The organism is Saccharicrinis sp. GN24d3 (assembly GCF_052400645.1).
Lineage (GTDB): Bacteria > Bacteroidota > Bacteroidia > Bacteroidales > Marinilabiliaceae > Saccharicrinis.
This window is the reverse complement of the sequence record NZ_JBQTGI010000014.1, coordinates 122178-136814: the sequence shown is the minus strand read 5'-3', so window position 1 is coordinate 136814 and position 14637 is coordinate 122178. Positions and strand designations below refer to the sequence as shown.

General features: G+C 40.1%; 14 protein-coding genes and 1 tRNA gene. 7 read left to right on the top strand and 8 right to left on the bottom strand.

Annotated elements, in window-relative coordinates; genetic code table 11:
- Positions 1 to 305 precede the first annotated feature (305 nt).
- Positions 306 to 2015, bottom strand: a complete 1710-nt coding sequence (locus ACT29I_RS17155) for a glutamine--tRNA ligase/YqeY domain fusion protein (RefSeq protein WP_444794000.1) — start codon at positions 2013 to 2015, stop codon at positions 306 to 308.
- A 228-nt stretch (positions 2016 to 2243) separates the two neighbouring features.
- Between ACT29I_RS17155 and folB the strand changes: the two genes are divergently transcribed.
- Positions 2244 to 2600, top strand: a complete 357-nt coding sequence (gene folB / locus ACT29I_RS17150) for a dihydroneopterin aldolase (RefSeq protein WP_430934059.1) — start codon at positions 2244 to 2246, stop codon at positions 2598 to 2600.
- Between the two features lie 239 nt (positions 2601 to 2839).
- A tRNA-Cys gene (locus ACT29I_RS17145) sits at positions 2840 to 2911 on the top strand.
- A 43-nt stretch (positions 2912 to 2954) separates the two neighbouring features.
- Here ACT29I_RS17145 and ACT29I_RS17140 read toward each other — a convergent pair.
- Positions 2955 to 3239 (bottom strand): hypothetical protein, encoded by a 285-nt coding sequence (locus ACT29I_RS17140; RefSeq protein ID WP_444793999.1) that lies wholly within the window; start codon positions 3237 to 3239, stop codon positions 2955 to 2957.
- A 516-nt stretch (positions 3240 to 3755) separates the two neighbouring features.
- Between ACT29I_RS17140 and ACT29I_RS17135 the strand changes: the two genes are divergently transcribed.
- Complete coding sequence (locus tag ACT29I_RS17135; protein ID WP_430934062.1) at positions 3756 to 3950, top strand: YwbE family protein; 195 nt, start codon at positions 3756 to 3758, stop codon at positions 3948 to 3950.
- A 61-nt stretch (positions 3951 to 4011) separates the two neighbouring features.
- Here ACT29I_RS17135 and ACT29I_RS17130 read toward each other — a convergent pair whose 3' ends face one another.
- Entirely contained in the window at positions 4012 to 4449 is a 438-nt protein-coding gene (locus ACT29I_RS17130; RefSeq protein ID WP_430934063.1) for an ArsC/Spx/MgsR family protein, read from the bottom strand.
- Positions 4450 to 4881: 432 nt separating this feature from the next.
- Between ACT29I_RS17130 and ACT29I_RS17125 the strand changes: the two genes are divergently transcribed.
- The 3 genes from ACT29I_RS17125 to ACT29I_RS17115 are packed head-to-tail and all read left to right on the top strand — an operon-like array spanning position 4882 to position 7586.
- Entirely contained in the window at positions 4882 to 5886 is a 1005-nt protein-coding gene (locus tag ACT29I_RS17125; protein ID WP_444793998.1) for a hypothetical protein, read from the top strand.
- Positions 5887 to 5902: 16 nt separating this feature from the next.
- Positions 5903 to 6580 (top strand): CPBP family intramembrane glutamic endopeptidase, encoded by a 678-nt coding sequence (locus ACT29I_RS17120; protein ID WP_444793997.1) that lies wholly within the window; start codon positions 5903 to 5905, stop codon positions 6578 to 6580.
- A 10-nt stretch (positions 6581 to 6590) separates the two neighbouring features.
- Complete coding sequence (locus ACT29I_RS17115) at positions 6591 to 7586, top strand: NAD-dependent epimerase/dehydratase family protein (RefSeq protein ID WP_444793996.1); 996 nt, start codon at positions 6591 to 6593, stop codon at positions 7584 to 7586.
- On the opposite strand, the gene ACT29I_RS17110 is transcribed toward ACT29I_RS17115, so the two are convergent.
- The 5 genes from ACT29I_RS17110 to mnmH all read right to left on the bottom strand — a co-directional run bounded on the left by ACT29I_RS17110 (position 7583) and on the right by mnmH (position 12662).
- Positions 7583 to 8389: an SDR family NAD(P)-dependent oxidoreductase gene (locus ACT29I_RS17110; RefSeq protein ID WP_430934068.1), complete on the bottom strand. Its 807-nt coding sequence runs from the start codon at positions 8387 to 8389 to the stop codon at positions 7583 to 7585. The genes ACT29I_RS17115 and ACT29I_RS17110 overlap by 4 nt on opposite strands.
- Before the next feature lie 15 nt (positions 8390 to 8404).
- Entirely contained in the window at positions 8405 to 9214 is an 810-nt protein-coding gene (locus ACT29I_RS17105; RefSeq protein WP_444793995.1) for an SDR family NAD(P)-dependent oxidoreductase, read from the bottom strand.
- Between the two features lie 11 nt (positions 9215 to 9225).
- On the bottom strand, positions 9226 to 9879 hold the full coding sequence (locus tag ACT29I_RS17100) for a hypothetical protein (RefSeq protein WP_444793994.1): 654 nt from the start codon (positions 9877 to 9879) through the stop codon (positions 9226 to 9228).
- Between the two features lie 646 nt (positions 9880 to 10525).
- Positions 10526 to 11563, bottom strand: a complete 1038-nt coding sequence (gene selD, locus ACT29I_RS17095; protein ID WP_430934148.1) for a selenide, water dikinase SelD — start codon at positions 11561 to 11563, stop codon at positions 10526 to 10528.
- A gap of 76 nt (positions 11564 to 11639) precedes the next feature.
- Positions 11640 to 12662, bottom strand: a complete 1023-nt coding sequence (gene mnmH / locus ACT29I_RS17090) for a tRNA 2-selenouridine(34) synthase MnmH (RefSeq protein ID WP_430934072.1) — start codon at positions 12660 to 12662, stop codon at positions 11640 to 11642.
- Between the two features lie 599 nt (positions 12663 to 13261).
- On the opposite strand from mnmH, the gene ACT29I_RS17085 reads away from it, so the two are divergent.
- Positions 13262 to 14617 (top strand): alkyl sulfatase dimerization domain-containing protein, encoded by a 1356-nt coding sequence (locus ACT29I_RS17085; protein ID WP_444793993.1) that lies wholly within the window; start codon positions 13262 to 13264, stop codon positions 14615 to 14617.
- The last annotated feature ends 20 nt before the right edge of the window (positions 14618 to 14637 follow it).

The following is a 14637-nucleotide window of genomic DNA, read 5'->3' as shown; positions in this document are numbered from 1 at the left end:
GTGTTTTTCTATTATAGACTTTTACAATTTAGATAAGTGAATCAATGCCCTGTACTTTAACCCCAATTATTAACCAATAAACACTGCTTTCAGCAGCAGCTAGGAGGCACATCCCATTTTGACAACCCCCAATTGGGTTTCTCTAATTCGGGTTAATTTATATTTTGGGAAATATATGAATTATGCAGGTTAAGATACAAATTAAAACAACTAAATTCCGAATCTGTTCTCTGCTAAGAGAAAATATATATGACAAAGGGCACTATTAAAAGCACCCTTCGATCATTTTTTTTGCAATCTATTAATTACTTTTTCTTTGTCCAGCTATCTTTCAAGGCAACAGTGCGGTTAAAGATTAGTTTGTTGTCGGTTGTATCTTTATCAACACAGAAATAACCTACACGCTGAAATTGGAACTTATCCAATGCCTTCGCATCTTTTAGCGATGGTTCCACCTTAGCAACAACCACTTTTAGCGATTCAGGGTTGATATAATCAAGATGATCTTTATCCTTTTGAGCCGCCGGTGCTTCGTGATTGTACAATCTATCGTACATTCTTACCTCTGCGTCCAGTGCATTATTGGCTTCTACCCAATGCAGTATTCCCTTTATTTTACGCGTTACCGTTGTGGCACCACTTTTGGTTTCCGGATCGTACGTACAGTATATCTCCTCAATTTCCCCGGCCTCATTCTTTTTATAATCCGTACAAGTTACCGCATAAGCTCCTTTCAGACGGACCTCGCGTCCGGGCCCCAATCGGAAAAATTTCTTAGGAGGTTCTTCCATAAAGTCATTTCGTTCGATATATACCTCCCGGGCAAATGGCATTTGACGGCTACCCATTGCCTCATCCTCAGGGTTATTGATGACCTCAACCATCTCCTGTTGTTCTTCGGGATAATTGGTGATGATTAATTTAATGGGATCCACAACAGCGTTTACGCGAGCCACACGTTTGTTCAAATCATCACGGACACAACTCTCAAGCAATGCCACATCGATCACACCATCTCGCCTGGCCACTCCCACCCTATCTGCAAAGGCACGGATAGACTCCGGCGTATATCCTCTCCTGCGCAATGCCGAAACGGTGGGCATGCGCGGATCGTCCCATCCCGAAACGATACCTTTTTGCACTAGCTCTAATAATTTTCGCTTGCTCATTACGGTATAATTCAGGTTCAAACGTGCAAATTCAATCTGTCGCGGACGAACGTTCTTTTGCACTTTAGTATCCACAGCCATTATCTGATCTAAGAACCAATCATATAACGGACGGTGTACTTCAAATTCCAGCGTACAGATGGAGTGCGTAACCCCTTCAATAAAATCTTCCTGCCCATGCGCAAAGTCGTACATGGGGTAAATACACCATTTGTCGCCTGTACGGTGATGCGATTGGTGAATAATACGATACATCAAGGGGTCGCGCATATGCATATTGGGCGAAGCCATATCGATTTTTGCCCGCAGTACTTTTTCGCCCGCTGCAAATTCGCCCTTCTTCATTCTCTCGAACAGATCCAGGTTTTCTTCTGCCGAGCGGTTTCTAAATGGACTTTCTGTTCCCGACTCGGTTGGCGTCCCTTTTTGCTTAGCAATCTCCTCGGCACTTTGATCATCGACATATGCCTTGCCATTTTTAATGAGCTTGACGGCCCATTCGTATAATTGCCCAAAATAATCGGAGGCATATTTCACATCACCTTCCCAATCAAAACCCAACCACTTAACATCTTCCTGAATACTGTCGACATACTCCACATCTTCCTTCACAGGATTGGTATCATCGAAACGCAGGTTACAACCGCCACCATACTTTTGGGCCAGGCTAAAATTTAAACAGATGGATTTGGCATGACCAATATGTAAGTAACCGTTTGGTTCCGGAGGGAAACGTGTTAAGACAGCTCCCCCGTTTTTATTTTCGGCTAAATCTCTGTCAATCTCCAGATGGATAAAATTTGATTTTACTTCCTCTGCAGTATTTTCTTTATTGTTTTTGTTCATAGGTGCTTTCTAAACAATTAGATCGTACATAAGAGACACCTACTTTCCGAACTTGATTCGGGAGATAATACCTCTACGTACATTTCGATTTGAAACCCACAAAAATAAAGGTTTTGTGTTAACCGAACCACTTTTTCAGTTCTAATCTGAACATTTAAACAAAAACTTTTTCCTTTTGTCTTATTTCTTTTGTCTAAACCTTAAATTTACGCAATTAATTATACAAATATGCAAAAAGGAATTATTGAGCTGGAAGAAATGGAGTTTTATGCCTACCATGGTTGCTTTAAAGAGGAGCAAGTGGTGGGAAATAGATTTATGGTCAGCATTGCCATTCAGGTGGATGTGGAAAAACCCAGCCAATCAGACAATATTAATGATGCCTTAAATTATGTAAGCGTTTATGAACTTACCCGGCAGGAGATTCAACAGAACGCTCACCTAGTTGAACATTTGACGGAACGAATTCTGCATGCCATCCACCAGAAATTTAACTACGTGGATTGGGTAAAAGTTAAGGTATCAAAAATGAATCCCCCTATGGGTGGACAAATGAAGGCCGTAAGCGTGACGATGAAACGGTAAATTAGTCAGCAGTTATTGGTCAATATCCATCTTACAAATGGCGAATGACTTCCCGTCGTAATAAAACGGTAGGGATCGGGATTTTGCTTTGTGCAAAACAACCCATGACCCGTAATTGATAAATAAATTTACTAATCGGGCAAGGCTTACATCTCTCACGATTAAAAAATCACATTTAATGCCTATTTTTTTTTGCGAGTGAGAGAATTATTTGCTTATTTTGCATCCCGAAACAGAAAGGTTCCTTGGCCGAGTGGCTTAGGCACTGGTCTGCAAAACCAGGTACGGCGGTTCGAATCCGCCAGGAACCTCTCAGAACAAAACTCAAGCGAGTGATTTTTAAGACCTTAAGAATCATTCGCTTTTCTTTTTAATCTCCCCGGCTTTTCTCAACGAATATTTGGTCATAACAGGACCCAGTAGTTCATTAATTATCGTTGTCCCCATAACTATACCCAACAGCAGTTCGGCTATATCCCCAAAAGCCTCCATCTTATAAACATTGAGCACCAAACCAATGACTATACCGGCCTGAGGAATTAAACCTCCGTCCATATGTTTTACAATCGAGCTATCAGCCTTTGCTATTTTTGCCCCCCAATAAGCGCCCAGGTATTTACCTGCAATCCTGAATAACACAAACAATATAATGAACGGAAGGGCCTGTGGTATTGTAGATACATTCAAATGCAGTCCGCTGAGCAGAAAAAAGAACAGGAACACCAGATCTTCCGTATATCGTTCTATAATCTTAAATATCTTCCTATGGTAAGCAACAAACCCAGCTCTAACAATATATTCATTTGCACAAGTGACTAACTATTGCACAGTTCCTCTTATACAAATTATGGAATTTAGTTAAATCTATATCCATATTTTAATTTAATATTTTTCAATACCCTCTGGCAAAGCAACATGCAACCATCCATAAAATACGTTTGGAAGTTTTAACACATTTGTTAAATAAGTATTAAATCAAAATTATTTTTGTATTTTATCCGCTATTACAATATATTTGTAGCCCATTTTCGTAAAAAAAGAGGTTAACCAAAAGATTACTGACGAAATTTGAGTATTATTTTCAGCCACATCAAAACCCTATCTTGATCATCTAATATTTTAACACGGAACGATGTATTATATAAGTGATAAGTAATGGACGGAAGAGAAAGAAAACACATTAAAAAGGGAACAAAAGTTGCAATTTTGCAAAAACAAGACGAACGTTCGGGGCATTTAACGCATGGCGTAGTTCAGGATGTTGTTGACGAAGTTTCATTTCACCTGAAAGGTATCGAGTGCAAACTAAAAAGCGGTCAGGTTGGAAGAGTAAAATTGATAAAGCTTTAAGGTTCTTTTATTGTAAGAGATTGAACTCCCGATTTTCATTTGAAAGTCGGGAGTTTTTTGTTTATTCGCACTGTGTATTTGTTGCTTTTTGCGGGCAGTCATTTAAGTTTTCGTTGAGCAAAGTGAGCATCTTGGGATTTGATGCAGGGTTTAACCCAATCCTTTCCTCCAGGTAAGCTTTATCAAAACCAACAATTTTATCCTCATCTATCACTAACAAGGGTCGACGAATTAATAAATGATCGTGCAACATCAGCTCAATGGCCTCTTCTGCATTATACATCTCCGGTTTAACCTCACCTGTTTGAACCGATGGCGCATTTTTATTAAACCAGTCTTTAACAGGTAAACCGTCAAAAAAACTTAGCAACTCTAATTTAGTCCAATCATGATGAACTATATGAACGGGGTTAACCGCATGTCCGGCCAATTCCAGAATTTCCTTTTGTTTGGTATTGTTGATACAACCTGTTTTTTCGTAGAATGTTATTGATGCCATTTGATTTAAAATTTCGTTTCTCTTTTTATATCAAAAATAATTCCCAAAATACAATAGCCCTATAAATGTGATCGTTACAGAATTTTACACAGCCCAAAACATTACATTTCTGTATTTACAGACAGAAAAAACAGACTTATAAGTCATACTACCAACCATAAAAACATCAAAAAAAACTTTTTGGGGAGTTCGAATTTCAGAATATGGTCATGACTGTATTCTCACAGGATGGACAATAAACAAGTGATCGCTCAACACCGTTTCCTTCACTTTTTCAATCATTGTGTTTGGTTTGTGTAATCGACCCAACCCGTTTCTCTATAAAACTCATTTGATATTTTCCGCGCGCGGGTTTACTTCCTATTGTAGTATGCTTGTTTTACGATCAAAAAAAACGTTGATTATGGAATTGAATTGACGTAACTTTATAGAATGGGAGTTTTCAAGCATATACAGGACGATTTTTTTGAAAAAATTAAAGATAAGCTAGAACCTAACCTATCTCTCGTCCATGAAATATCTGAAGCTCTCCAGATTAGTTACGACAGTTCCTACAGAAGACTTAGGGGGGAAAAACAAATAAGCTTAGAAGAAGCTATTATCCTTAGCAAACAATTCGACATTTCCCTGGATGCGTTATGTCAAATCGACAAAGACTATGTTACGTTTAAATGCTACCATGTTGAGCCGGGGAAATTTTGCGGGAGCACATGGCTGGACATGATACTGTCGAACCTAAATCATTATAATAACTCAAACCTACAAGAGTTAGTGTATGCAGCCAAAGATCCTCCAATATTTAATTATTTTCAATTTCCCGAAATCGCGGCGTTTAAATTCTTCTTCTGGGAAAAAACCTTATTCAAAGCGAGCGACCTTGAAGAAAAGAAATTTGACATACATAATCTCAATCCGGAAATCGTTGACAAATGCAAAAAAATAGCCGCCATTTCGCTAAAAATACCGACCACCGAAATATGGAACGAAGACACCTTTAAAATACTAATCAGGCAAGTTGAGCATTATTGGGTTTCGGGTTACTTCAGCTCGCCGGAAGACTTAAAACTACTTCTCGAAAAAATAGAACAGTGGCTCAACCACAATCAAAAAGAAGCGGAATATGGTATGCGTTTTTTATCCGGCCACCCACCCAAAGGCATTGAAGGGTCCTACAAACTTTATGAAAATGAAATTGTATTAAACGACAATTCAATCGTCATTAAAGAAAAGGATCGGAAAATAGCATTTTTAACATACAATGTGCTTGGTTTGTTGGCTTCTACAAATAAAATCTTTTGCGATGAGATAACAGAACTCCATCAGGCCATCATGTCCAAATCCAATTTAATCAGTCAGGTTGGCGAAAAGGAAAGAAATAGATTTTTTAATAAGCTACACGAGGCGATCAATAAGTTTAAAACTTCCTATTCAATTTGAACCCAACACTTCTATCATGAATGTCTCAGCAGAATTATCCGCATTATATACCATCATCGTATCCATCCTATTGTTTTGCACCTACTTACTAGTCATGCACCTAACAAGGGGAAAAATTCAGAACCCCGTTCAACGCATCGTATCCCAGCGGCTGGGAGGTTTGTTATTATTGGGAGTTATACCTTTAGGGATAATATGGCCCACCAACGAACGGTTAATACAACTCACATTTAAATCCCCTGACACTATTAATTTGCTTTTTACCATCCTCATCGCATTGCCCGTTATACTTCTGACCAACTACAAACTTTCTAAAAACACAAGCCATCGTGAGCAATATCCAGAAATCAGGGTCGGGAACTGGAAAACAAGCCTATACATCATCAACTCCTTATCATGGGCAGCCTATTTACTGGGGTATGAATTTTTATTTCGGGGCATCTTACTCCATTCTTGCATTGAAGCCTGGGGGACATTTGTTGCCATACTCATTAACACATTGCTTTATGCGCTGGCACACTTGCACAAAGGTAGGTTCGAAACCTTAGGCTCCATTCCCTTAGGGATTCTGTTTTGTGGGATATCCATATGGACGCACAGTTTTACAACCGTTTTTGTACTTCACTGTTTAATAGCGCTGTCCAACGATTTTTTTTGCATCAAAAGCAGTACCGACTTACTCCCGAACCATTAATATTACCAAAATGAAACATGTTGCCATAACAGGATCAACCGGATTTGTAGGCTCAGCACTTGCCATAAAACTTGCTCAAATCGGATATCAGGTTCACGCTTTATATCGCAGCAGCGCCAAGGCCAGGATATTGAACCATGCCAATATTCGTCTTTTCCATGGCGACCTTAACGACGCCAGCAGCCTGGAAAACGCGATGGAAGGCTGCGAAGGCCTCTTCCACACGGCTGCCTACGTAAGAATATGGTCAAAACAACCTTCCAATTATCATGAGATAAATATTCAGGGTACCCAAAACGTGCTCATGGCTGCCAAAAAATGCGGCATTACAAGAGCGGTTTTTACATCGACGGCCGGTATTTTTGGTCCTTCCAAAGGGATTCCCACCGACGAAAACCAATCCAACACGGTCCTTCTGAATTTATACGAAGAGACAAAACAAAGGGCCAACGAATTGATTCTTGAAAACAATAACACTGCTTTTGAAACAGTAATCGTATACCCTACGCGCATTTTCGGACCGGGTGTATTGGGAACAAGCAATAGCATCACCGGAATGGTGGACCAGTATCTCAAAGGCCAATGGCACTTTATCCCCAGCAACGGAAAATCCCTGGGTAACTATGTTTTTATCGATGATGTTGTTAATGGTCATATCCTGGCCTACGAAAAAGGCAGGGCTGGCGGAAAATATATTTTATCGGGCGCCAACCTTTCCTATAGAGACTTTTTCGAAATCGTTAAAAGGATTACAAACACCAAACACAAACTAGTCAAGGTTCCTGCCTTTTTACTGCAAGTTGTGGCCCAACTCATGCTATTAAGGGCCAATCTAACTGGAAAACCACCTCTTATCACAAAAGCCTTTGTCACAAAGATTTTAAACAACTGGGAGGTCAGTTGCCATAAAGCGGCCATCGAACTGGGTTACCAACCAAAACCTTTTGCTGAAGCTATGGAAGACACCATTCATTGGTTAGCCTCTTTAAACAGCAAAACCATCTAGGCCACCTGCCCGACCATATCGATCTCGTTTTTCACTGCTCTGGAGACCATAAATATGCTCAACGATTGAGGAACTAACTTCAGCAACACCCAATTAATTTTATTGATCCATCCCGGAATGATCACCTTCTTATGGTGCAACATTTTATGAATGGCTATGGCAGCCAACTGCTGCGGTGTCTGCAACCCGGCCTTAACCCACCATCCTTGCTTCTCGATTCGTTGTGCTACCTCAGAATTGGTTTTGATAGGCCCTGGCAGCAAAACAGATACCCGCACACCATGAGGCCTTAACTCATGAGCCAGACTTTTTGAAAAAGAATATACAAACGCCTTTGAAGCGGGATAAACGGTTTTATAGGCAATAGGGCAACAAGATGCCATACTAGCCACATTTAAAATAAAGGATTCCGTATGCTCCTTTAACTTTGGGATTAAAAGGTGGGTAATCATGGCCACCATCCTCACATTTACCTGCACAATGGTATCGATATACGCAAGGTTGGATTGTTCGAAAAACATGGATCCGCCAACACCCGCATTATTAACAAGCACCTTTATTTCATACTTTCCTAACATTGCCTTAATTTGGCTGAGTGCATCAGGCCATAAAAAGTCTATCTCCAAACATTCTGCTCTTACATTAAAAATCTGATGCAATTCCTTACAGAACAATGGCAATCCCTCTCCCTTTTGGGCAAGAAGCAATAAATTATATCCGTTCATCGCAAGTTCCCGTGCAATAGATTTACCCAGTCCTTTGCCCGCTCCGGTTACCATCGCGTAGTTACAATAATCATCCATGATTTTTTATATTAGTTATATGACACAAACCTCTTCACTAGTTTTACGCTTTGTTGCTTTAGCTGCAACCCAATAACAAAACTCTTTTGGCACAACATTGGAAAGCCTGTATATCCAACGGTTCACCCTTCCCGGAATACATATTACGCTACTTTTTCCCAATGATTTTAAGCTATATCTCACCACTTCATCCGGATCCATCCAAAGCAATTTATCCTTGAAATAACCCATCTCTTCTGATAGCCCAATCCTCGCATGAAACTTGGTACGAATAAATCCGGGACACAACGCCTGTACCTTTATATTATCTTCTGCCAAGTCTATATGCAAACACTCTGAAAAAGAAACCAGGAACGATTTGGACGAGCAATAAAAATAATTTAATGCGGCAGGCAAAAAGGCCGATAAGGAGGCCACATTAATGATCGTGCCCCCATTACCTTGAATCATTTTTGGCACCACTGCATGCACAATATGGGCAGCAGCATCAACATGAACATTCAACATGGCTTTCTGCGATTCATAGGAGCCCTCAAAAAAACCACCCCGGCAACCAAATCCCGCATTGTTGATCAACATATCAATGGCAGGGTACGATTCAATTTTAACCAGTAGTTGCTTAAACTGAACCTCATCGTTAAAATCCGCTACCACCGTATCCACCTTAATGCGATTTACTCGTTGCAGGGTATCCTTGAGGTCTGTTAAAACACTGCCTCTCCTTCCTGTCAATAATAAATTCCAGCCCAAGCGAGCCAACAGTTGGGCATATGATTTACCCAGTCCGCTTGTAGCTCCCGTTATGATGGCCAACTTCCCGTTCATGGTTAAATGTTTTAGATGTTATGCTTAGCTCTACCAGATAGTTGATCTTTTAATCTTTTAAGGTTCCCATAAAAGATCCTTTTTAGCACAGGTTCCTGTATCCATTGAGGAAATATAGGTGGCTCACTTGAAAAGGTTGTAAAAACCACTTTGGTTCTATTGGAACTTATGCGCTGCACATTCCAGCTGGCCCTGTAGTTGCTTATTCTTACCAATCTGGAATTGGGCGCTTGGACATTCCTTTCACTTTCGACCTTTACAACACCGTTTTCTTTATCTAATTTATAAAGAGAATACCTGGCAAACAAGTCTCTGTTGATAAAAGGCCAAGGTAATTTGATTACCATGTAGATTAATTTTCTATCCTCATCTTGTAATTCAATGGATTTCAAGCCCTTCATCCATTGTTTCACCGTTGAATAATCTGCCAAATAACTCACCGCTTCCTGCATGCTGCATTCAACAATCATTTCCCCCTTCCGTTCCCGAACTTTAAGCGTGTCGTTTACCCTCACCCACCGCTCAAGCAATTTTATGCCGTCCATATCCTTTACACATACCCAATCAGAAAACCCCCAATGGGCATTAATCAATGCTTCACCTTTAACCGTTGCGGGACTACCGCCTAAAAGCATTTTTAACAAAATATAAGCTAAAATTATCATCTGCCCAGATTTTTAGCCCCCACAAACATTCATGACTTTACCCTGATGCGAAATGGAGGTATGATTCAACTTCTTTCAAAGTAAAATTACGACAAGACCCAAGCGTTTCCGAACGGATGCATACAAACCACAGTTGACCAATTGGTTGTTTTTACCAATTGGTCAACCGTCAATTAAACTAATTTGCAGAAAATACTAATTCGGTGCAGAAATGAAATTCTATAGCGACATTCACAAATTTAAACTGTCCTTTAAAATTTTTTTTGTTGAGATTATTATATTTTTATCCAAATATAGAATACAGCCTGGTTAATTTATCCCCAAACTGCCATTAGACTTCATCTAAATGCCCATTCGATGAACAAAATCTAAACCTTGCTTAGACACACCCATATAAGATTTTCTATCCCGACAGAAATAGGCACAACAGATACCGGCTGTCATATGGAATTTTTTGTGATGAGAATGCAAAATGCACGGAGAAAAAGTAAAGCGGAAATTTTTAGCTCGAAATAATAATGCACTATTTCGAGAACTATAAATTGCGCATTTGTTTTTCTTTACAGTAGAATGTGTTTTTAGTAGAATAATTTATTATTAGATCAGTCCAGGGGACAGTCCGGGATATCTGTCAAATTATCCATAGTTACGATTTTACGATTATCAACTTATCGTCTTTCTCTTTAAGTTCGCCAAAAGATTTTGCCTGTATTCCATTACTCCCGAACAATTCCTCCACTTGCCCAATTGCCGATGGTTCCACTGCAACCAGGAGTCCTCCGCTGGTTTGAGGATCGCAAAGCAGGTTTTTATATTCCGGGTTATTCATTTCAATTTTATCTCCAAAGCTGTCCCAGTTTCTATGGGTGCCTCCCGGAACACAGTCCTGTGCTAAATATTCGTCTAGCATTGCAAAACGAGGGACTTCTGCATAGTTTATATGGGCGCTTACATTACTGCCTTCGCACATCTCGCGAAGATGACCCAGCAAGCCAAACCCTGTAACATCGGTCATGGCTTTAACCCCTGGTATGCCGGCCAGGCTTTGTCCCAAACTATTCAGTTGGCTCATGGAGTCGGGTGCCACATTTTTATGCTCATCTTTTAGCAAACCTTTCTTTTGAGCGGTGGTAAGTATACCCACACCCAACGGTTTGGTCAGATATAATTTGCAGCCTACCGTTGCGGTATTGTTTTGTTTCAAATTTACCAGGTCCACTTTTCCGGTCACGGCTAAACCAAATATGGGTTCAGGACTGTCAATGCTATGTCCTCCCGCCAATAAAATGCCTGCTTCCTTACAAGCTGCACGCCCTCCGTCCAGGACCTGCCGGGCCACTTCGGCCGGAATTTTATTGATGGGCCATCCCAAAATAGCAATCGCCATCAATGGTTTTCCGCCCATGGCATACACATCGCTGATGGCATTGGCAGCGGCAATCTTTCCAAAAGTATACGGATGGTCAACAATGGGCATAAAAAAGTCAGTGGTACTTATAATGCCTGTGCCGTCTCCCATGTCATACACGGCAGCATCATCGCGACTGTCATTACCCACCAACAACCTGTCATCCAAAACAGGGGTTATGCTACTTATCAACATTGAATCAAGCACTTTGGGCGAAATTTTGCAGCCACATCCTGCTCCGTGGCTATATTGTGTTAGTTTAATATTTTCCATAATAATTAACAGATCGTTAGATTCTTCTTACTTGTTGACAGACTGGGACATGGGACAATAATATATATGCTATCCCATATTATCCTTCAATTTTCCTTTTAATATATTTAGCGTTGAAATGAGAATCTGAATCTGCCAACTCTAAATAAACTATTTTATCGCTATCTCTTTTTAATACGCCCCGCATATATGCCTTGTCGTAATAATTAAGCGTTAATGTTGCCACCTTCAGGTAGTCTTTTTTTCCCAACGCTTCCAAAGCCTCCTTAACCACAAGTCCACCGAGCCGTTTGGCAATAGTCAAAATACCATGCTCCAATAATTCATCATCTATTCCTGCATATTCTTTAACCAAAGCCAATGCCCTTTTTTCCTTAGGGATATCTAAAAAATAAACCTTGGCATTTCTAATTTTGACAAAAAGGTCCATTGGAAGCTTCACCCTACCGATATTATGACTTTCATCTTCGAGATACACGGGCTGATTAAAATCCAGCTTTCTCCATAGGTCAAACAGGTTATTTTCGAACTGTTCAACTGTAGGCTGACTATTCTCCCCGATGGCACCAAACGCAGAGCCTTTGTGGCATGCCAACGCTTCCAGATCGATTACCTGACACCCCAGCTCATTTAAACGGGTCAAAATGTGCGTTTTCCCGCTTCCTGTATAACCACCTATTATTTTTAAATCAACTTCTTTTTTAAAACTATCGAGCACAAAATTCCTATATGCCTTATAACCTTTCTGTATGACCCTTACATCTTCAAATCCATTCTCCTCTAAATGATCGGCAAAAGCATGACTCCTCATCCCACCCCGCCAACAGTGAACAACTACTTTTTTGTTTGGCGCCCATTTGGCCGATTCTTCTACAAACCAGGATAATTTAGGAGTAACATACTCCAAGCCTAAATCCATGGCAATCTCCTGTCCTTGCTGTTTATAAACAGTTCCTACATGCGCACGCTCGGCATTTGTAAAAAGCGGGATATTATGTGCTCCAACAATATGCCCTTTGCTAAATTCCCCGGGTGATCTGACATCGATAATTGGATAGGAATTATATATGTTGAAATATTCTTCGATTAGTATTTCGGTCATTTTGCAAAAGTAGTACTTTAAAATGAACTATGCATAAACCGGTATAAATATGAATACCGTTCGATATACCCCGCTTCCATATCACCTTATTTTCCAATTAAAATACGGTTTTTTCTGCAATCAAAAAGTATTCAATATCATTTAACTAATCCGCATTTCCATAAAATAAAACTACCGCCTGTAAATTAATATCACATCCCATTTTTCGATAAAATGTAAGAAAGCCACCCAGAATCAAGCTCCTTCTTCGGGTTACATTTTAACTCTTGTTTTTATCAATACTTTCCAATGTGATTGCCAACCAATTGCACTGATGCAAATTACATTCGCATGAACTTCTTTGGCTTTAACCCGCAATATGCACTAGAAATTCTGTTACACATTGAAATTACTTTAAAACAAGACACTTCGCTGCATCACTTCAACTCACCAGAACGATGCTCCCGAAAGTAATCGGGACAAGTGATGCCTCGTTTCAGTAATGCCTTGTTTTATTGTACTTGCAATGCTCATGACGAACCTCCAATACATAATCCGGGTTAAATAAAAGTGATTACTGCATCCAATAATGATTTGGTTAATATTTAAAAACAAGTAAGATGAAAACAAGAATATTCACATTATTTATGGCATTGGCTTTTGCTTCTTCAACCATAGCTAATGCCCAGGAAACAGAAGCGACACGTCTTTTAAAAAAACATAACAAGGAGTTTATTCCCGACATAATTCAATTAAATGAGCATGTGTATGTTGCTGTTGGATATGATGGCTCAAATGCCTCTATGGTTATTGGAGAAGACGGGGTTGTTATTATTGATGCGCTTCGTGCTTTGGGTGCAGCCGAAAATGTGGCGGCAGAGTTCCGTAAAATAACGAGCAAACCGGTGAAGGCGCTTATTTACACGCATGGTCATGCCGACCATACCGGTGGAGCTACGGCGTTTATTGGAAAAAACAAAGGTGTTATGGTTATTGCCCGGAAGGGATTTAAAGAAGAGCTACAGGAACGTTCGCCCATAGAACCTATTTTAAAACAACGAAACGCACGGCAATTCGGGCGGAATTTACCCCATAAAGACATTATCAATAGAGGCGTTGCACCTGGTACAACTTCAACCGACCGGGTTGGTCAAGGGTATATTGAACCTAATTTTACATTTCAAGACACCATGAAAATTACACTTGTAGGTTTGGATTTCGAACTGTATGCTGCCGATGGGGAAACCAATGACCAGTTATTTGTGTGGTGTCCTGGAGAAAACGCCTTATTTGCGGGCGACAATTACTATAAAGCATTTCCAAACCTCTATGCTATTCGCGGCTCCCAATACCGGGATGTTAAAGCATGGGGCGAATCGGTTCAAAAAATGAGCTCTTTTCCAGTGGAATATCTTGTACCAGGCCATACGCGTCCTCTTATCGGAAAATCAGTGATTTATCGCAATTTACAAAACTATTCTACCGCCATTTTAAGTGTTTACCAACAAACCATCGACTGCATGAACAAAGGATATACACTCCAACAAACGGTTGACCATGTTAAGCTACCCGATTCGCTGGTAAATCAACCCAATTTGCGGGAGTTTTATGGCTCCGTTGCTTGGGGAGTACGTTCAATATATTTTCACTATGTTGGTTGGTTCGATGGAAACCCATCAAACCTTTTTCCCCTTGCAGCATCGCAAGAAGCAATAAATATTATTGAACTTGCAGGAGGAGAAAAAAAGATGTTTGACCAGCTAAGTAAGGCCTTGGATGAAGGTAATGACCAATGGGGTTTACAATTGGCCGATTATCTGTTGCAAACTGACTATGAAAAGGCCAAAGTTATTGAAGCTAAAATAAAGTTGTTAAGGAGTTTGGCTTCTCAACAATTAAATGCACCTGCCAGAAATTATTATCTGTCGTATGCATATGAGCTGGAAGAAAAGTTAAGTTACGAAAGAATGCCATGAAAGCATCTAATGAAGGAGAC

Coding starts and splice junctions, on each gene's coding strand:
- ACT29I_RS17085 (WP_444793993.1), top strand. CDS start 13,262: ATGAAAACAAGAATATTCACATTATTTATGGCATTGGCTTTTGCTTCT.
- ACT29I_RS17135 (WP_430934062.1), top strand. CDS start 3,756: ATGGACGGAAGAGAAAGAAAACACATTAAAAAGGGAACAAAAGTTGCA.
- ACT29I_RS17130 (WP_430934063.1), bottom strand. CDS start 4,449: ATGGCATCAATAACATTCTACGAAAAAACAGGTTGTATCAACAATACC.
- ACT29I_RS17105 (WP_444793995.1), bottom strand. CDS start 9,214: ATGAACGGGAAGTTGGCCATCATAACGGGAGCTACAAGCGGACTGGGT.
- folB (WP_430934059.1), top strand. CDS start 2,244: ATGCAAAAAGGAATTATTGAGCTGGAAGAAATGGAGTTTTATGCCTAC.
- ACT29I_RS17110 (WP_430934068.1), bottom strand. CDS start 8,389: ATGGATGATTATTGTAACTACGCGATGGTAACCGGAGCGGGCAAAGGA.
- ACT29I_RS17120 (WP_444793997.1), top strand. CDS start 5,903: ATGAATGTCTCAGCAGAATTATCCGCATTATATACCATCATCGTATCC.
- ACT29I_RS17155 (WP_444794000.1), bottom strand. CDS start 2,015: ATGAACAAAAACAATAAAGAAAATACTGCAGAGGAAGTAAAATCAAAT.
- ACT29I_RS17125 (WP_444793998.1), top strand. CDS start 4,882: ATGGGAGTTTTCAAGCATATACAGGACGATTTTTTTGAAAAAATTAAA.
- mnmH (WP_430934072.1), bottom strand. CDS start 12,662: ATGACCGAAATACTAATCGAAGAATATTTCAACATATATAATTCCTAT.
- ACT29I_RS17115 (WP_444793996.1), top strand. CDS start 6,591: ATGAAACATGTTGCCATAACAGGATCAACCGGATTTGTAGGCTCAGCA.
- ACT29I_RS17100 (WP_444793994.1), bottom strand. CDS start 9,879: ATGATAATTTTAGCTTATATTTTGTTAAAAATGCTTTTAGGCGGTAGT.